The sequence below is a fragment of the Thermocrinis sp. genome, from assembly GCF_036781485.1.
GTDB lineage: Bacteria > Aquificota > Aquificia > Aquificales > Aquificaceae > Thermocrinis.
The window spans coordinates 84,487-100,914 of sequence record NZ_DAIQAX010000004.1; the positions used below are offsets into that span (position 1 = coordinate 84,487).

The 16,428-nt window shown below is 41.4% G+C and carries 19 protein-coding genes and 2 tRNA genes; 10 read left to right on the forward strand and 11 right to left on the reverse strand.

The features are described from left to right. The first annotated feature begins 5 nt into the window (after positions 1-5). Both V7P40_RS03650 and V7P40_RS03655 read left to right on the forward strand, forming a co-directional pair. Positions 6-596: an NYN domain-containing protein gene (locus V7P40_RS03650; RefSeq protein ID WP_333784616.1), complete on the forward strand. Its 591-nt coding sequence runs from the start codon at positions 6-8 to the stop codon at positions 594-596. Continuing rightward, positions 584-1,543 carry a bifunctional riboflavin kinase/FAD synthetase gene (locus V7P40_RS03655; RefSeq protein ID WP_333784617.1) on the forward strand — a complete coding sequence of 320 codons (960 nt, stop codon included), beginning with the start codon at positions 584-586 and terminating at the stop codon, positions 1,541-1,543. The genes V7P40_RS03650 and V7P40_RS03655 overlap by 13 nt, the downstream gene beginning before the upstream one ends. Here the strand turns inward: V7P40_RS03655 and V7P40_RS03660 are convergent. The 9 genes from V7P40_RS03660 to V7P40_RS03700 all read right to left on the reverse strand — a co-directional run bounded on the left by V7P40_RS03660 (position 1,500) and on the right by V7P40_RS03700 (position 8,918). Then, positions 1,500-1,778, reverse strand: coding sequence for a hypothetical protein (locus tag V7P40_RS03660; protein ID WP_333784618.1), 279 nt, complete (start codon positions 1,776-1,778; stop codon positions 1,500-1,502). The genes V7P40_RS03655 and V7P40_RS03660 overlap by 44 nt on opposite strands. A 16-nt stretch (positions 1,779-1,794) precedes the next feature. Then, positions 1,795-2,979 (reverse strand): (Fe-S)-binding protein, encoded by a 1,185-nt coding sequence (locus V7P40_RS03665; protein WP_333784619.1) that lies wholly within the window; start codon positions 2,977-2,979, stop codon positions 1,795-1,797. Between the two features lie 48 nt (positions 2,980-3,027). After that, positions 3,028-4,284, reverse strand: coding sequence for a pitrilysin family protein (locus V7P40_RS03670; RefSeq protein ID WP_333784620.1), 1,257 nt, complete (start codon positions 4,282-4,284; stop codon positions 3,028-3,030). After that, complete coding sequence (locus tag V7P40_RS03675) at positions 4,281-5,573, reverse strand: pitrilysin family protein (protein WP_333784621.1); 1,293 nt, start codon at positions 5,571-5,573, stop codon at positions 4,281-4,283. The genes V7P40_RS03670 and V7P40_RS03675 overlap by 4 nt, the downstream gene beginning before the upstream one ends. A gap of 12 nt (positions 5,574-5,585) precedes the next feature. Continuing rightward, positions 5,586-5,984: a thioesterase family protein gene (locus V7P40_RS03680; protein WP_333784622.1), complete on the reverse strand. Its 399-nt coding sequence runs from the start codon at positions 5,982-5,984 to the stop codon at positions 5,586-5,588. Continuing rightward, positions 5,981-7,681, reverse strand: a complete 1,701-nt coding sequence (locus V7P40_RS03685; RefSeq protein ID WP_333784623.1) for a GspE/PulE family protein — start codon at positions 7,679-7,681, stop codon at positions 5,981-5,983. The genes V7P40_RS03680 and V7P40_RS03685 overlap by 4 nt, the downstream gene beginning before the upstream one ends. Further along, a complete protein-coding gene (panB, locus tag V7P40_RS03690; protein ID WP_333784624.1) occupies positions 7,674-8,465 on the reverse strand; it encodes a 3-methyl-2-oxobutanoate hydroxymethyltransferase in 792 nt (263 codons plus the stop codon). Before panB ends, V7P40_RS03685 begins: the two co-directional genes overlap by 8 nt. A gap of 3 nt (positions 8,466-8,468) precedes the next feature. Next, positions 8,469-8,786 (reverse strand): hypothetical protein, encoded by a 318-nt coding sequence (locus tag V7P40_RS03695; RefSeq protein WP_333784625.1) that lies wholly within the window; start codon positions 8,784-8,786, stop codon positions 8,469-8,471. A 44-nt stretch (positions 8,787-8,830) separates the two neighbouring features. Then, positions 8,831-8,918 (reverse strand) — tRNA-Ser (locus V7P40_RS03700). Positions 8,919-8,940: 22 nt separating this feature from the next. On the opposite strand from V7P40_RS03700, the gene pyrF reads away from it, so the two are divergent. Beyond that, positions 8,941-9,603, forward strand: a complete 663-nt coding sequence (pyrF, locus tag V7P40_RS03705) for an orotidine-5'-phosphate decarboxylase (protein ID WP_333784626.1) — start codon at positions 8,941-8,943, stop codon at positions 9,601-9,603. Here the strand turns inward: pyrF and V7P40_RS03710 are convergent. Beyond that, positions 9,569-10,249 (reverse strand): ABC transporter ATP-binding protein, encoded by a 681-nt coding sequence (locus tag V7P40_RS03710; RefSeq protein WP_333784627.1) that lies wholly within the window; start codon positions 10,247-10,249, stop codon positions 9,569-9,571. The two genes, pyrF and V7P40_RS03710, sit on opposite strands and share 35 nt — an antisense overlap. Before the next feature lie 32 nt (positions 10,250-10,281). Between V7P40_RS03710 and V7P40_RS03715 the strand changes: the two genes are divergently transcribed. The 7 genes from V7P40_RS03715 to V7P40_RS03745 all read left to right on the forward strand — a co-directional run bounded on the left by V7P40_RS03715 (position 10,282) and on the right by V7P40_RS03745 (position 15,816). Beyond that, positions 10,282-10,354: transfer RNA gene (locus tag V7P40_RS03715), tRNA-Val, on the forward strand. A 27-nt stretch (positions 10,355-10,381) separates the two neighbouring features. Then, positions 10,382-10,567 carry a DUF2892 domain-containing protein gene (locus V7P40_RS03720; protein ID WP_333784628.1) on the forward strand — a complete coding sequence of 62 codons (186 nt, stop codon included), beginning with the start codon at positions 10,382-10,384 and terminating at the stop codon, positions 10,565-10,567. Continuing rightward, positions 10,564-10,965, forward strand: coding sequence for a Holliday junction resolvase RuvX (ruvX, locus tag V7P40_RS03725; protein WP_333784629.1), 402 nt, complete (start codon positions 10,564-10,566; stop codon positions 10,963-10,965). Before V7P40_RS03720 ends, ruvX begins: the two co-directional genes overlap by 4 nt. 89 nt (positions 10,966-11,054) lie before the next feature. Next, the gene (gene mltG, locus V7P40_RS03730) at positions 11,055-12,014 is read left to right on the forward strand and encodes an endolytic transglycosylase MltG (RefSeq protein ID WP_333784630.1); all 960 of its coding nucleotides are present in this window, start codon (positions 11,055-11,057) and stop codon (positions 12,012-12,014) included. 18 nt (positions 12,015-12,032) lie between these two features. Continuing rightward, positions 12,033-12,446 carry a molybdenum cofactor biosynthesis protein MoaE gene (locus V7P40_RS03735; protein ID WP_333784631.1) on the forward strand — a complete coding sequence of 138 codons (414 nt, stop codon included), beginning with the start codon at positions 12,033-12,035 and terminating at the stop codon, positions 12,444-12,446. Between the two features lie 19 nt (positions 12,447-12,465). Next, complete coding sequence (gene ilvB, locus V7P40_RS03740) at positions 12,466-14,220, forward strand: biosynthetic-type acetolactate synthase large subunit (RefSeq protein WP_333784632.1); 1,755 nt, start codon at positions 12,466-12,468, stop codon at positions 14,218-14,220. 12 nt (positions 14,221-14,232) lie between these two features. Next, positions 14,233-15,816, forward strand: a complete 1,584-nt coding sequence (locus V7P40_RS03745) for a CTP synthase (protein ID WP_333784633.1) — start codon at positions 14,233-14,235, stop codon at positions 15,814-15,816. A gap of 40 nt (positions 15,817-15,856) precedes the next feature. Here V7P40_RS03745 and V7P40_RS03750 read toward each other — a convergent pair whose 3' ends face one another. Beyond that, on the reverse strand, positions 15,857-16,393 hold the full coding sequence (locus V7P40_RS03750) for a fasciclin domain-containing protein (protein ID WP_333784634.1): 537 nt from the start codon (positions 16,391-16,393) through the stop codon (positions 15,857-15,859). Positions 16,394-16,428 lie beyond the last annotated feature (35 nt).

Genomic DNA, 16,428 nt, shown 5'->3' on the forward strand with positions numbered 1-16,428 from the left:
TCTGTATGGAAAGGTTAGTTATATTCATAGATGGTTCCAATCTTTTCCACGCCATAAAACAGCTGAATATAAAAATAGACTACACAAAACTTATAGAATTCTTAAAAGAGGATAGAAGACTTGTAAGAGCTTATTTTTATGGAGCAATACCGCAGGAGAAAGATTTAAAAAAGCACACGCCCGAGTGGGAAAGCTTTTTAAGACAAAGAAGGTTTTTAGAAGAACTATCACTGCAAGGTATAAAAGTTAAGACTGCAAATCTGAAGAGACTTCCAGGAGGAGAGTTTATAGAAAAAGAGGTGGATATAATGTTAGCTACCGACATGCTAAGCCTTGCTTATAAAGACGCATACGATACTGTTGTTTTGGTAAGTGGAGATAGCGATTTTTCTTACACGGTGGAAGAGGTCCAAAGCTTAGGCAAAAGGGTAGAAAACGCATCCTTTAAGAGGACAAGCTCCTATCTTCTAAGAAAGATCTGCGATAGATTTATACTTTTAGATGATTACCTTGATAGATTTGTGGTAGAGGAAAAGGTGCAAGTAAGCCAGGAAGTCAGCTTTTGGGAAAAAGTGCTCAAGCTATGGAAAAAGTAGTTTCTCTTAACATAAACTCTAAATGTTTAAGAGATTTTGAGTGTGTTTATGAGTTGTATGGCCATTGGGCAATCACGGTAGGTGTTTTTGACGGTGTGCACCTTGGGCACAGATATTTAATAGAAAGACTTGTGGAGAATGCAAAAAAAAGGAATCTTAAATCTTGCGTTCTGAGTTTTTATCCTCATCCTTCAAAGACTCTGTCACCAAGCCAGCAACCATGCGAGCTAACAGATCCTCTGGAAAGGGCAGAGAGAATACTAAGGCTTGGTGTAGATGTGGTGGTTTATATACATTTTGATAAAGAATTTTCTAAGGTTAAGGCGGAGGACTTTTTGAGGAACATCATCTACGAGAGGTTAAAATGTAAGTACCTTCTGGTGGGTTATGACTGGAGGTTTGGCTACAAAAAAGAGGGGGAGGTGGAGTTGGCCAAGGAGTTTGGACAGAGGTTGGGTTTTGAGGTAGAAACTGCAGAACCATTCTACAAAAACGGACACCTCATAAGCAGCACCTACATCAGAAGACTTTTGCACAGTGGGAGGTTAGAAGAAGCTTTTGAATACTTAGGAGAAAGGTATTTTATAAGAAGAAAGGTAGTAAGAGGCTCTGGTAGGGGAAGCGTGCTGGGCTATCCTACTGCAAACCTTGGTGGGACAGAAAATTTGTGTCTTAAGGAAGGAGTGTATGCAGTCAAGGTAGAGGATCAGTACTTAGGCGTTGCAAACTACGGCTACAGGCCTACCTTTGATGGAAGGACTAAGGTGCTTGAGGTCCACCTTTTGGACTTCAGAGGCAACTTAAGGGGCAAGAAAATAAAAGTGGAATTTCTGAGCTTTATAAGGGAAGAGAGAAAATTTCCCTCAAAGGAAGAACTGCTAAAGCAGATAGAAAAGGATATCCTTACTGTGAAAGATAGCTTCCGTAAAGAATTTCTCCGCTTTTGAGAAGCACAAAGGACTTTTCCATCTTATCCTTTAGTCCCTTTTTGTTTTCTATAAAGTCAAGGAGCGTCTTTGGCTCTCCGTGGGCTTTTAGTAAGTATTCCCTTTCCTCTCCGTTATCAAAGATTATCTTCACAGGCAGGCAGTAAAACTTTGAGTTCTCACCTTCTGAGCATCTTTGTATCTCGCCTACAATTTCAATAGCCTTGCTTCTGGCAACAATATCCAGCTCTCTCATGTTATAAAGATTATAATCACTCCTCAAGGCGTCCAGCTAAGTAATCTGCAAGGTGCATAACTTCTTGATTTGTTTTGTGAGTTTTTACCCCATCCTTCAGATTAAGAACGCACCCAGGGCAAGAGGTGAGCACTAAGTCAGCACCAGTCTTTTTGACGTCTTCTATCTTTTCTCTCTGTATTCTTTTAGATAGCTCTGGGTTTGTTATTGAGAAAAGTCCCGCAAAGCCACAGCAGGATTTATCCTTCTCTCCCTTTATCAGCTGGTCTGATTCTACTCTTTGGATAATACCGTAGAAAACCTTTTCACTTACCTTCATTGCGCTGTACGAGTGGCAGGGAACGTGAAAGGTAACCTTTTCCCCTTTTCCTTTGAAAGAAAGAGAAGTTTCAAAGACTATTTCAGAAAAGTCATAAACTTTTTTGTCTATGCCGTAATCTTCCTGCATGGCTCCTCCACACGTGGGACAGGCTACCACTATAGCATCAAACTCGTACTTTTCCATCTCTTTTAAATTGTGTTCTTTAAGCCTTTGAAAGGCAGGCGTGTTGCCAGAGTAATAATGAGGCGCCCCACAACACTTTATATCTTCTGGCACTATAACTGTCCAACCTGCTTTGTTCATAAGCTTGATTACGCTTTCCCCTGTTTTGGAATAAAAGGCGTCTATCATACAACCAGTAAAGAACAGTAGTCTTCCTCTCTCCTGCTCAGCTTTGAAGGTTTTACCCCTTAAACTAAAAGCCTTTCCGTCTGGTTTTGGCATAAACTTGACCGCCCCTGTGGGAAAAAACACCTTGATTTCTTTAAAAGAGAATTTATCCATCACCTTACCCAAAAGCTTAACTGTTTTCCTTCCTGCATCGGACTGCAAAACATCCAAAGCCTTAAGCCCAGCCTCTTTGATAAGGGATCTATTTTGTTTTTCTCTAGCACTGACGATGACTTCCTTGTATTCCACGCCGTTAGGACAGATCCACTCGCACCTTCTACACATGGCGCACTGGTCCAAGTGTTTGTAAGCTTCTTTAGTTTCCGGTATTTCTCCATTTAGCAACATCTGCGCCAATACAAGTCTACCCCTTGCAAACCCGCCCTCTTCCTCTATGTGTGGATAGGTTGGGCAAACAGATTTGCACAGAGCGCATTTAACACACTTATCAGCCAAGTCCAAAGAGATCTCCACATGCCTCTTAAACATAGGGTTTAAAGATATGCTAAAGACCTTATCTTTATGTGATTAGTCTCATTATGGCTCCACCACCACACAGTGGTAGCCTTTTTTTAGAGCCTCCCTCACTCTTAGCACATCTTGTAGAGAAACATCTTCTATGTGTTTTACGTAATCTTGCTCCATCCTGTATCCAAACCCCATAATTTCCCAAAAGCCTAAGTAAAAGGCTTGCCTTCCTCTCGTTTGTCTATCCAAAAGATACCCACCTATTATCTTCCTTTTAGCAAGAGCCGCCTCTTCCTCCGTTATGCTTGCATCCTGCACGATCTGTATTAAGTCCTTTATTGCATTCTCTCTTTTTTCTGGAGAGGTGCCTATGTAGGCAAAGAGCCTAGGAGAGTAAAGTCTTATAGGATACATAGAGTAGGTAGCGTATGCGTAGCCCCTTCTTTCTCTTAGTTCATCAAAAAGTTTGGAAGTCATACCATCTCCCAAAATGCTGTTTAACACTCTAATAGCAAAGAAGTCTTTACCCTTTGGCTGGGCTCCTTGAAAGGCACAAAGAACAGTAGCCTGGGAGGAGTTTTTCCTTTGAACCTTCTGTAAAACCTCAGCATCTACAGAAACTTCTTGCATGCTAACCCTAAATTCCCCAGATGGCAATCGGGAAAAAACCTCTGAAAATTTCTTTTCCATCTGTGAAAAATCCACATCTCCCACAACTGCCACCACAATGTTTTTACCTTTTAACATTTCTTCCCATCTCTTCAGAAGGTCATCTCTGTTTATTTTCTCCACATCCTCTTCCTTTCCCAGAGGAGAAACTTCATAAGTTGTTCCTCTGTAAGTCAGAAGCCTTAGCCTCTCCATTGCAAGCTCAAAACCATCTTCCCTTCTTGACCTTATGTTGGATAGTACCCTCCTTTTTTCCACCTGAAGGTTTTCTTCTTTAAAGGATGGTTCAAGGAGCATACTCTCTATAACTTTCAGGGCTTGGTCAAGCCCTTGAGGTCTTGTGGCAAAGCTTATCTCCACATAATCGTCGGCAGCAGAAGAACTTATGAACCCTCCCCAATCTTCAAAGGTGCTGGCAATCTCGTAGGAGCTGTAGGTTTTTGTCCCCTTTGTCAATAGGCTTGCCATTAGGTTTGTAGTTCCCCTCTTTTCTTCCCCATGTGTGCCACCTTTAACGAAGATATAACCAGAAATGATCCCTCTACCCTTCGTTTCCTTTAGAATAAGCTTTACGCCGTTTTCCAAAACAACCTCTTTCAAGTTCTGACCTCCGTAAGCTAAGCTAAAAAGAGTAAAAATTATAAAAATCAACTTCATTTCTGTGGTAGCATGAGTATCTCAGAGTATGGTTTGTTGAGTATGTATTTTTGTAGAACATCCACCACGTCCTTTTTCCTAACGGACCTTATGTTGTTTTCAAAGTAAAGATAGTAGTCCAAAAGTCCCACCACTGTCAAGGAATAACCAATGTAGTAAGCTTCCCTTTGAACCCTTTCTAAGGAGAAGGTTTCTGAGTTTATTATCCTCTGCTTTGCCTTTTGCACTTCCTCATCAGTTAAGCTTTGAGGCAGAGCCTGAAGTATTTCAGAAACTTTTCTTTTTACTTCCTCATATTTTTTTGGATCAAAGCTGGCTGATATTACAAAAAGGTTGTCCCTTGGCCTTGCAAGGTCTCCCGCATATATAGAGTAGACAATGCCCTTCTCAACCAACTCTCTGTATAAAATTGAAGTCCTTCCGCCACTCAAAATCTGGTCCAAAACTAAAAGAGAGTAGTATTCTTTAACTCCGACGGGCATTACCCTCCAACCTATTATCCAGTAAGATCTTTCAATTCTCTTGTCTTCTATTTTCTTAAACCTTGTTTCCAATTGCTCAGGCTCTGGCACATATTGGGCTCTTGCCACAGGCCTTCCTCTTTCTTTACCAAACATTTGTTCAACATAATCTTTTACTTCCAGAGGTTCCACATCTCCCACGACTACGATCACCATGTTTTGAGGCTGGTAATAATTTCTAAAAAACTCAAGCAAGCTTTCTCTGTTGAATCTACTTATGGTTTCTTCGTAGCCTATTATAGGATGCCTGTAAGGCGAGGCTTTGTAGGCAAGCTTTTCAAACTCTTCCCAAAGCACGTTTGTAGGATCATCCTTTCCTCTTCTTAGTTCTTCTATAACTATAGGTTTTTCTTTTTCTATCATATCCTCATCTAGCTTGGGCTTTTGTGTAAGCTGATATAAAACCTCCAAAGCCTCCTTCCAGTAAGGCTTGGCTATGTTTATGTAGTAGAAAGTATATTCTTTAGAAGTTCCGGCATTCATTCTCCCACCCAATCCTTCAACAATCTTATCTATTTCACCGTAAGCGTACTTTTCAGAACCATTAAAAAGCATATGCTCAAGAAAATGGGCAATACCCTTTTGCTGATAATTCTCTTCTATAGAACCAACCTTAAACCACACGTGCAAAGATACAGCATCTGTATCATCCCTTCTCTTCACAACTAAGGTAGCCCCGTTGCTTAACTTATACTTCGCTATATCCTGCAGAGCCAAAGCCTGAGCCATAAAAAGCACCTCCAGAAGTAGAATAAGAAAAACTATCACAAGATAATGATTTTAATTTTTTTCGTTGGTTTTGCAAGCCAGCAAATCTCTAAGCTTTTGCGGTATAGAAACTATTTTTGCTTCTCTGGTGAAGCAGTGTTTGGTTTTTCCCGCTGCCTTTAGCCTACCTTCAACCCAAACTTGGTAGCTAAAATGGAAAAAATACCTGTTCATTTCTGTTAGATTGATCTCCACATTCACCTCCTGATCGTAAAGTATAGGTTCTCTAAATTGACAGTATGCTTCCAGCAAGACAACCTCATAACCTTCTTCCCTAAGCTTAGAGTAGGGCACACCTATGTTCCTTAAGAATTCTCCCCTTGCCTCTTCAAAGAGCCTAAGGTAGTTTGAATGATGGACTATTCCTTGAGCATCCGTTTCGTAAAAGTGAATGCGCCTTTTGTATATCACTTTGCTAAAACTCTCTCCACCTCCGCTATATCCGTTATACCTTTACGCACTTTAACTATCCCGGCTTCATACAGTGTCCTCATACCCTTCTTTTTTGCCAAATCCCTTATATCTTCAGCAGTAGCACCTTTGACAATAAGTTTTCTCATTTCTTCATCCACTTCTAGAATTTCAAAAACTGCAATCCTTCCTCTGTAGCCTGTACCATTACATTGCTCACATCCACCGGGTTTTGCCTTATAGATAGCAATCTTTTCATCCATACTTTTCAGCACACCCAATCTTAACAATGCTTCCCTCGGAGTATCATCTTGGATTTTACAGTTAGGGCACAGTTTTCTTACCAATCTTTGAGCAACTACAAGTATTAGAGAAGAACCCACTAAAAAGGGTTCTATACCCATATCAATAAGTCTAGTTATAGAAGAGGATGCATCGTTGGTATGCAAAGTAGAAAATACTAAATGCCCAGTAAGAGATGCCCTTATACCTATTTCTGCTGTTTCAGCGTCTCTTATCTCTCCTATTAGTATTATGTCTGGATCTTGTCTTAAAAAAGCTCTTAACGCCGAGGCAAAAGTGAGTCCTATTCTTTCGTTTATCTGCACTTGGTTTAATCCAGGAATAGAAACCTCCACCGGGTCCTCTGCGGTCATTATGTTAACATCTGGATGGTTTCTTTCCATCAGTGCGGCATACAAAGTAGTGGTTTTTCCAGATCCCGTAGGACCAGTAACAAGTATCATACCCCAAGGAGTCCATATAGCCTTTCTAAACTTCTGCAAGTCATCAGGTTCAAAACCAAGATCGTCCAGTTTTACATTGAGATACTTTTCTGCCTCTTGAATCCTCATAACTATCTTTTCACCATAAACCGTGGGGACAGTGGAGACCCTGAGGTCTATCTTTTTACCACTGATCTTTACCCTTATCCTACCATCTTGAGGTCTGCGTTTTTCTGATATATCCATATTTGACATTATCTTAAACCTTGCAGCAACCGCATCTTTTATATGCACCGGGAATTCGTGAAATATTCTTAATACTCCGTCTACTCTGTATCTAACTATTAACTTTTTTTCTTGAGGTTCTATGTGTATATCCGACGCTCCTACGTTCACCGCTTCCCTTATAATAAAATTAGCCAGCCTTACAATTGGTACCTCAGATACTTCTTTCCCTAAAATATCAGGAGACAGCTCAACTTCTGTTGCTTCTATTTCAATATCACCTGTTTCACCTATTTCTTCAAGAATTGTCCCCTCCGGTGGAAATAGCTTATTAAGAATGTCCTCTACAACCTTTTTTGAACTTGCATAGGGCAGTATGTTGTCAATCTTACTAGCAAACCTGAGCTCATTTATTGCAGATTGATTAAATGGGTTTGTCATAACCACGATAAGCTTGTTATCTTCATAACCAACAGGAGCTATCAAGTGTTTTCTTAGTATGTTCTGAGGCAGTTTGTTCAGTATTTCAGCAGGTAGCTTTACATCCTGTGGATTGCCTTTCCATAGCTTGTTAGATGCGTATCTTTTGTAAAAATCCAAAAGTTTATTATCATCCAGAAAACCAAGCCTTAAAAGTGTGCTTACGATATCCTCGTCCTTTTCTTTAGAAGACAGGGCTTTTGCAACCTGTTCCTTAGTTATGTAACCTATTCTACTAAAGAACTCCAGAAGTTTAAATTCATCCATAGCTTTCTCCTTCTGTGGGGAAGCGCCCTTTTTCTACGTCTTCTTTAAACTGGCTTAGAGCTTTTCTAAACAATTCTGCTCCGTTTAAATACCTTCTCACAAACTTCGGCTTTATCTCCTCTACCAAGCCTACCAGGTCGTGGAAAACAAGCACTTGCCCGTCACAGTATGGTCCAGCCCCTATTCCTATGGTTATAGACTTAGCACCTTCTGTTATCTCTCTGGCAAGGGAAGAAGGAACTGTCTCAAGCACAATCATAAACGCTCCAGCCTCTTCTAAAATTTTAAAATCTTTTTTAACTCTTTCACCCTCTTCCTCCCTGCCAACTACTCTGTAACCACCTATGGTGTTTATCTTTTGAGGAGTAAATCCTATATGTCCCACTACGGGAATGCCTATACTTACCAGTTTGTAAACCAAGTCTGCAATCTCCTCACCTCCTTCCAACTTAACGGCGTTTGCCCTAGCTTCCTTAATCACCTTACCACAGTTTTCCAGGGCTTTTTCTAAACTCACTTGATAACTCATAAAAGGCATATCGGCTATAACAAAAGCCTCTTTAACCCCTCTTCTAACAGCTTTTGTGTGATAGATCATCTCTTCTAAGGTCACCTCTAAGGTAGAATTTTTTCCTTGAAAAACCATTCCTAACGAATCACCCACCAAAATACAATCAATACCAACCTGATCGCAAAGTTTGGCAGAAAGATAGTCGTAAGTTGAGATCATTGTTATTTTTTCCTTATTTTCCTTCTTCCTAAAGAGAGTTCGAACGGTAATCATTGCTTATCCTTTTCCTTCTTTTAAAGGAGCTTCTTCCTTCAATCCATTCAATGTCTGGAGGAGTTCAAAGGCCAACGCTCTAACTTTTTCCATATCTTGAAGCTCTCTCAACTCCCTTATTAAGGGAAAAAGGATACTTAACAGTTTATCTTTATTTGGTCCCTCTCCAACTTTTATCTGATAAGCACTTGCTACTATTGGGTTGATAATTACCTGAACTGTTTCCTTAGCAAGCTTTCTATCTTCTACTTTACTTAGAGCCTCTAGGTGTTCGTGTATCTTGTTCAGCAAACTTAAACCTAACTCATACTCTTTTGTCATCTTTAAAACTCCTCCTTTGGTATAGACAAGGAAAATTATAATATCGGAGGGGGAGGGATTCGAACCCCCGGTGGGCTGTAAACCCACAGGTGATTTCAAATCACCCACCTTCGGCCACTCGGTCACCCCTCCTAAAAAATATAATATTAAACCAATGCCAAAACTTTGTATAGCATTAGATACAGATTACGACAGAGCCGTTGAGCTTATAAAAGCCCTTAAAAATAAACCGATCATTTTTAAAGTAGGTTATAAGCTTTTTATATCTTATCACAGAAGGATAACAGACTTAATAAAACGAGAAGGTTTTGAACTCTTCTTAGACCTAAAGCTTAATGACATACCAAATACTATAAAAGACGGCGTTATGTCTGCGGCGGAATTGGGAGCTGATTATCTCACAGTTCATATAACCTCGGGAAAAGAGGCATTGGAAGAGGCGGTAAAAGTGGCAAAGGGTATTAAACTTTTGGGTGTGACCCTGCTTACCAGCTTAGAAGAAGATCATGTGAAGGGGTGGGGAGTGTGTATCTCTAAGGAGGATTACATACTAAATTTAGCCTCTTTGGCTCTAAGTTGTGGCATTGAAGGCTTAGTGTGCTCGGGTAAAGAGCTTCCTCTACTCAAATCCAAATTCAACTTTTTTGCGGTTGTTCCGGGAGTAAGACTTTATGGAGAGCCACAGGATGACCAAAAGAGGGTAGTAGGAATTGAAGAAGCTATAAAAAATGGAGCAGATATGATAGTAATGGGGAGGAGTATTTTAAAGGCTGAAGATCCTATCAGGAAGGTTGAAGAAATTCTTGCTTTACTATAACCCCGTCTCTAACTTCCACAATACGTTTAGTTTGCTTTGCCAAATCTAACTCGTGAGTTACCATAACTATTGTTGTGCCGTTCTCGTTTATTTCCTTGAAAATTTCCATTACTTTCTGGGTGTTGGTTGAATCTAAATTTCCCGTAGGTTCGTCTGCCAAAATCAATTTTGGTTTGTTTATAAGAGCTCTGGCTATAGCCGCCCTTTGCATCTCGCCACCAGAAATTTGGTAAGGTTTTCTGTTCTCTTTACCTTTGAGCCCTAATCTTTCCAGCAACTCCAGAGCCCTCTTTCTTGATTCAGTTTGTGATAAACCGCTTTTCAAAGCTGGTAGGATTATATTGTCTAACACACTCAACTCCTGCACAAGATAATGGAACTGGAAAACAAAGCCTATTTTCCTATTTCTTAAGTATGCTAATTCCTTGTCTTGAAGGTTAATTATCTTTTTACGTTCAAAAAAAACTTCCCCTTCAGAAGGTTTATCCAACAGTCCCATTATGTATAAAAGGGAGCTCTTTCCAGACCCAGATGCACCCACTATAGATACAAACTCCCCTTCAGAAATTTCTAAATCAATCCCTTTAAGTATCTCTTCAGAAGCTATCCTCTTTTTGATGTTTTTCAGCCTTATGATAGCTTCCATTTTTCCTTATTGTGTTATTATATTAAAGCAGAAGGCGCGTAGCTCAGATGGAAGAGCGCCGCCCTTACAAGGCGGAGGTCGGCGGTTCGAGTCCGCCCGTGCCTATTTAACATTTAACAAGGAGGTAGAGTCATGGAGAAGAATTTAGCAACATGGGACAGAGCTGTAAGAGTTGTTTTGGGGCTTATACTTATTTACCTTGCCTTTACTAACGGTGGTCTCTGGTGGATACTTGGAATAATTGGGCTTGTGTTAATAGGGACAGCTATTACAGGCTTTTGTCTACTCTACAAGGTAGTTGGTTTCAGGACCGGTTGAAGGTCTTAAGCGTAGACTGGGGAAGTAAGAAAATAGGTCTTGCTTTAGGGGATACGCGCCTAAAGTTAGCCATACCTCTTAAGTCGCTTAAAAACGGGGAAGGGGTTTTTCGAGATTTACTAAGTATAATAAAACAGCACAGTATAGATGTTGTCCTTGTTGGTCTTCCTCTCACACCCAGCGGTAAAGAAGGTCAGAGGGCTCTGGAAGTAAGGAAGTTTGCTCAGGAGCTCAAAAAACTCTTACCAGAGGAAGTGTCCGTTGAATTTTGGGACGAACGCTACACTACAGAAGAAGCTTACAGGTTAATGGCAAACGCAGGTGAAACTAAGAAAAGAGAGCTCAAGGACTCCCTTTCCGCATATGTGATTTTAATGGAGTTTCTTGAAAGTGTATGAAATAATGCATTCGTATTGCCCAAACTGCTATAATGAAAAAGTTTAAAGCTAATGCTCCGGGAAGCTTGATATCAATTTACGCTTAAATCATGAGGTACTTGAAGATTTTTGCACCTTTGGGTTTGATTTTTGTTTTTCTAATATACACTTTCCTGCCTGTTAAAACGAATAAGACTGTGGAAATATCCTACGGCAAGAGAAGCCTGGACGTAGGCACGCTGCTTTACAAGGAAGGTATTCTTAGAAGCCCTTTATCTTTTATGGCCATTCACGTTCTTGTAAGAGGTAAGCTTGAAGCGGGTGAGTATGAATTTAGCGGTTTGGTGTTTCCGTGGGATGTTTATTTGAAAATAAGCAGAGGTCAAAAAAAGCTTTACAAAATAACCATACCTGAAGGATACGATATATACGATATAGCAAATACGTTGGAAAAACATTCAATATGCAAAGCGGAAGACTTTATCAAGCTTGCCAATTCTCCAGATACGGCAAAAAAGTATGGATTAAGAACTTACACCATTGAGGGCTTTTTATTTCCAGACACATATTACTTTTCCAAAAACACCCATCCCATAAAAATCATAGATACCATGTTTAGAAACTTTCTCAGAAGAACTGAGTCCTTGAGAGCCCAGCTTGATGGAAAAAAACTAACATTAGAGGAGTGGGTGATTATTGCATCCATGATAGAAAAGGAAACAGGAACGGATGAGGAAAGATCCCTAGTATCGTCGGTTATACACAATAGAGTGAAGAAAAATATGCCACTACAGATAGACCCAACGGTTATATACGCTTTAAAAAGAAGGGGTGAGTGGAATCGGTGGCTTACAAGAAAACATCTTCAGTTGGAGGATCCATACAATACGTACTATTACAAAGGTTTGCCACCATCTCCTATATGCAACCCAGGAATAAAGTCCTTGGAGGCTGCCCTAAATCCGGCAAAAACCAATTACTTATACTTCGTTTCTATGGGAAACGGTAGGCATGTGTTTAGTTCCAGCTATGAGGAGCACTTGAAAAATATTGCCATGTACAGAAAATAAGATTTATATTTTACTTTCATGATACCTAGAATCTATTTGGGTGTGGAATGGTTTGGGGTGGATAAAGTGCTTTCTTCTTACGATGTGCCTGCAGACTGCGGGGCAAACGTGGTGTTTTTGGGTATAGCCAGGGAAGATAACGGAGTTAAAGAACTTCACTATGAGGCGTTTCCTGAGATGGCTATAAAGGTTATGCAGGAAATAAGGCAGGAGGCTTTTGATAAGTTTCCCGTTAAAGAGATCTTTGTTCATCATAGACTGGGTGTGGTAAAGGTAGGAGAGCCCTCTTTCATGGTGGTAGTCTACGGTGGGCATAGAGAAGAGACCTTCTCAGCCTGTAGGTATGTGGTGGACGAAGTTAAAAAAAGGGTACCTATTTGGAAAAAGGAAGTTTTTGCCAATGGAAAGGCGGAGTGGGTTTTGGGAGCATAAAAAATAAGGAGGTATTCTGATGCTAAGAAAAGGTGCAGACATAATTATAGAAACGCTAAAGAAAGAAGGTGTGGAAGTTATATTTGGTATTCCTGGTGGAGCCATAATGGAAGTATACGATGCCCTCTATAGAGACGGGTCTATAAAACACATACTGGCAAGACACGAGCAGGGTGCGGGTCATATGGCGGAGGGTTATGCAAAAGCTACGGGTAAAGTAGGAGTGGCTATGGCTACTTCTGGACCTGGAGCTACCAACTTGGTTACACCCATAGCAGATGCGTACATGGACTCCGTGCCCGTGGTCTTCATCACTGGACAGGTGCCTACCCATCTTATAGGTAACGATGCCTTTCAGGAAGTGGATATAGTCGGTATAACAAGGCCGATAACGAAACACAACTTTTTAGTGAAGAAAATAGAAGACCTCCCGCTTATCATAAGACAAGCTTTCTACATAGCATCTACTGGAAGACCAGGTCCCGTGCTTATAGATATACCAAAGGATATAACTCAAAAAATGTCTGACGTGCCCATACCTACCGATGAACAGGTTAGGGAATCTTTGCCTGGCTACAAGCCTCACTTAGAAGGTAATCCCCAGCAGATAAGAAAGGCAGCAAAACTTATCTTAGAAGCAAAAAGACCTGTGCTGTACGTGGGTGGTGGTACGGTCCAGTCCGAAGCTCAAAAAGAGCTTATAGAGCTGGCGGAGCTTACAAAGATACCAGTGACTACCACCAATATGGGTAAGGGTGCCTTCCCCGAAGATCACCCCCTAGCTCTTCACATGCTAGGCATGCATGGCACCTATTATGCTAACATGGCGGTTTATAATTGCGACCTTTTAATAGCTGTGGGTGCCAGGTTTGACGACAGGGTAACCGGAAAGGTGGAAGAATTTGCACCTCAGGCTCAAATAATACACATAGATGTGGATCCTGCATCCATATCCAAAAACATAACCGTGGATGTGCCAATAGTGGGGGATGTGAAAATAGTCTTAAGAAAGCTCTTAGAAGAGCTAAAGCGAGAAGGGGTCAAACTTCTCTTTCCTAAGGAAAGACAGGCGTGGTTAGAACAGATAGAAATGTGGAAAAAGAACTATCCACTGAGGTATAGAAACTCAGAAAGCGTCATAAAGCCCCAGTATGTAATAGAGCAGATATGGGAGGCAACAAAAGGAGATGCCATAATTACTGCGGGTGTAGGTCAGCATCAGATGTGGGCGGCGATGTTTTATAAGTATAAGTTTCCAAGACAATTTATAAACTCCGGCGGGCTCGGCACTATGGGCTTTGGATTTCCTGCAGCTATAGGGGCTAAGATAGGAAGACCTGACAAAGAAGTTATAGCTATAGATGGGGATGGTTCTTTTCTGATGACCATGCAGGAGCTTGTAACTGCAGTGCAGTATCAGGTGCCGGTAAAAGTAGCCATAATAAACAATGCTTATTTAGGTATGGTTCGTCAGTGGCAGGAGCTTTTCTATGATAAAAGATACGCAGAGGTGGATCTGAGTTTACAGCCCGATTTTGTAAAGCTTGCGGAGGCCTGTGGAGCAGTAGGTTTCAGAGCAGAGAAGCCAAAGGAGGTAAGGGAGATAATAGAGGAGGCTCTTAAGATAAAGGACAAGCCGGTAGTGCTTGATTTTGTGGTGGACAGGGAAGAAAACGTCCTGCCCATGGTTCCGGCAGGCAAGTCCTACAGGGACATGATTCTGGAGGATGGTAAGAAGGCAGTAGAAGCAGAAACTATGTACTTAGTAGGTTAAAATAATCTATCTGTGGCAAATTACATTTTTGTAACGGGTGGCGTTCTTTCTTCTTTGGGAAAAGGGGTTTCCTCCGCAGCTATAGCGTCCCTTCTGGAGGAGATGGGTTACAAAGTGACCCTTCAGAAGCTGGACCCTTACCTAAACGTAGATCCCGGAACTATGAGCCCATACCAGCACGGTGAGGTTTACGTTACGGAGGATGGTGCAGAAACAGATCTTGATCTTGGGCACTACGAAAGATTCACCAATGCAAAGATGGGAAGGGATAACAACATAACATCCGGTAGAGTTTATTTCAATGTAATAAACAGGGAGAGGAAAGGGGACTATTTGGGGGCTACTGTTCAAGTCATACCACATGTAACGGACGAGATAAAGAGGCTCATAAGAGCAGTAGAAAAGGACAACCAGGTGGTTATAGTTGAAGTAGGCGGAACTGTGGGAGACATAGAAAGTCTTCCTTTCTTAGAAGCCATAAGACAGCTTGGTATGGAGCTTGGCAGAGAAAACTGTGTTTATGTGCATGTAACCTACGTCCCCTACATAAAAAGCGTGGGAGAGTTAAAGACTAAGCCAACACAACATTCGGTAAAGGAGCTCAGGGCCATAGGCATTCAGCCAGACGTTTTGATATGCAGATCCGAATATGAGATCCCAGAAGATTTAAGACGGAAGCTCTCCCTTTACACGAATGTTAGCCCTGAGGCAGTTATATCTGCCCACGATGTGGATTACATATACGAAGTGCCCCTTCTTTTTAAGAAGCAGGGGCTGGACCGGTGGCTGGCAAGAAGGCTTGGTTTAAACTTCGTAGAGTCCAAGAGTAAGTGGGAGAGGATAACCTACGTGCTAAGGAACGCTCAAAAAACGGTAAAAGTGGCAATAGTTGGCAAGTACGTAAGCTTAAAAGACTCTTACAAAAGTCTGACCGAAGCCCTGATCCATGGAGGTATAGCAAACGGTGTAAAGGTGGATATTCTTTGGGTTAACTCTGAGGACATTAGGGAAGAAGTTTTGGAAGAGGCGGATGCTGTGGTGGTGCCAGGTGGCTTTGGGGAAAGGGGGATAGAGGGTAAAATAAGAGCTTTGAACTACGGAAGGCTGAGCAGAAAGCCCACGCTGGGTATATGCCTTGGTATGCAACTTATGTGTGTGGAGTTTGCAAGGAACGTGTTGGGCTTAGAAGATGCTAACTCTACGGAGTTTGATCCAAACACCAAACATCCTGTAATTGACATTATGGAAGAGCAGAAAAATATAGAAGAATTAGGTGGAACTATGCGCCTTGGTGCCTATCCGTGCGTGTTAAAGGAAGGCACAAAGGTAAGAGAAATATACGGAAAAGAAGTGATCTATGAAAGACACAGACACAGGTATGAGTTTAACAACTCTTACAGAGAAGCCTTTGAAAAGGAAGGTATGGTATTTTCGGGTCTTTCTCCTGACGGTAGGCTCGTGGAAGTTATAGAGCTAAAGGACCATCCTTGGTATATAGGCTGTCAGTTTCATCCAGAATTCAAAAGCAAGCCTTTTGAACCACACCCTCTGTTTGTTTCTCTGATAAGAACAGCAAAGGAAAAGAAAGAACTATAATCTTGCTTTCTGAAAAAGCCCCCGGAGGGGCATGGGATTATTAATTGGGTGGGAGTATGACCTTGTCTATTACGTGGATCACGCCGTTGGATGCTTCTATGTCCGTTTTTACTATGTTAGCGTCGTTTATCTTTGGTCCGCCCTTAAGAGTTACCTTTGCGTTCTGTCCTTGTAGAGTTTTAACATCTCCTTCCTTTAGCTGTTTTGAATACACCTTACCTTCCACTACGTGATAAAGAAGCACTTTTTTGAGGGCTTCCTTGTCCTTTAGCAGAGCATCGAGGTCTTTCTTTGGGATCTTTGCGAAAGCTTCGTCGGTGGGGGCAAAGACTGTAAAGCAACACTTGGTGGCTAAGGTCTCTTCTAAGCCAGCTTCCTTGAGAGCTGTGAGAAGGGTGTTGAACTGACCTGCCTGTTTTGCAGTTTCAACTATGTTGGCTTGGGCCTTCTTTTGGTGCATACCAGCGTGCACCACACCGTAGCTTAGAGCTACCATTGGCAGCCCAACAGCAAAGCCCAAAAATATAGCCTTCTTAAGAAGCATGCGCTTCTTTGCTCTGATAAGGTGTCTAAGCATGGCTCACCTCCTTTTGTAGTTTTCTTTAAAGAATA

Coding starts and splice junctions, on each gene's coding strand:
- mltG (WP_333784630.1), top strand. CDS start 11,055: ATGAGGTACTTGAAGATTTTTGCACCTTTGGGTTTGATTTTTGTTTTT.
- V7P40_RS03695 (WP_333784625.1), bottom strand. CDS start 8,786: ATGACAAAAGAGTATGAGTTAGGTTTAAGTTTGCTGAACAAGATACAC.
- V7P40_RS03720 (WP_333784628.1), top strand. CDS start 10,382: ATGGAGAAGAATTTAGCAACATGGGACAGAGCTGTAAGAGTTGTTTTG.
- panB (WP_333784624.1), bottom strand. CDS start 8,465: ATGATTACCGTTCGAACTCTCTTTAGGAAGAAGGAAAATAAGGAAAAA.
- ilvB (WP_333784632.1), top strand. CDS start 12,466: ATGCTAAGAAAAGGTGCAGACATAATTATAGAAACGCTAAAGAAAGAA.
- V7P40_RS03665 (WP_333784619.1), bottom strand. CDS start 2,979: ATGTTTAAGAGGCATGTGGAGATCTCTTTGGACTTGGCTGATAAGTGT.
- V7P40_RS03750 (WP_333784634.1), bottom strand. CDS start 16,393: ATGCTTAGACACCTTATCAGAGCAAAGAAGCGCATGCTTCTTAAGAAG.
- V7P40_RS03670 (WP_333784620.1), bottom strand. CDS start 4,284: ATGAAGTTGATTTTTATAATTTTTACTCTTTTTAGCTTAGCTTACGGA.
- pyrF (WP_333784626.1), top strand. CDS start 8,941: ATGCCAAAACTTTGTATAGCATTAGATACAGATTACGACAGAGCCGTT.
- V7P40_RS03655 (WP_333784617.1), top strand. CDS start 584: ATGGAAAAAGTAGTTTCTCTTAACATAAACTCTAAATGTTTAAGAGAT.
- V7P40_RS03650 (WP_333784616.1), top strand. CDS start 6: ATGGAAAGGTTAGTTATATTCATAGATGGTTCCAATCTTTTCCACGCC.
- V7P40_RS03660 (WP_333784618.1), bottom strand. CDS start 1,778: ATGAGAGAGCTGGATATTGTTGCCAGAAGCAAGGCTATTGAAATTGTA.
- V7P40_RS03710 (WP_333784627.1), bottom strand. CDS start 10,249: ATGGAAGCTATCATAAGGCTGAAAAACATCAAAAAGAGGATAGCTTCT.
- V7P40_RS03735 (WP_333784631.1), top strand. CDS start 12,033: ATGATACCTAGAATCTATTTGGGTGTGGAATGGTTTGGGGTGGATAAA.
- V7P40_RS03685 (WP_333784623.1), bottom strand. CDS start 7,681: ATGGATGAATTTAAACTTCTGGAGTTCTTTAGTAGAATAGGTTACATA.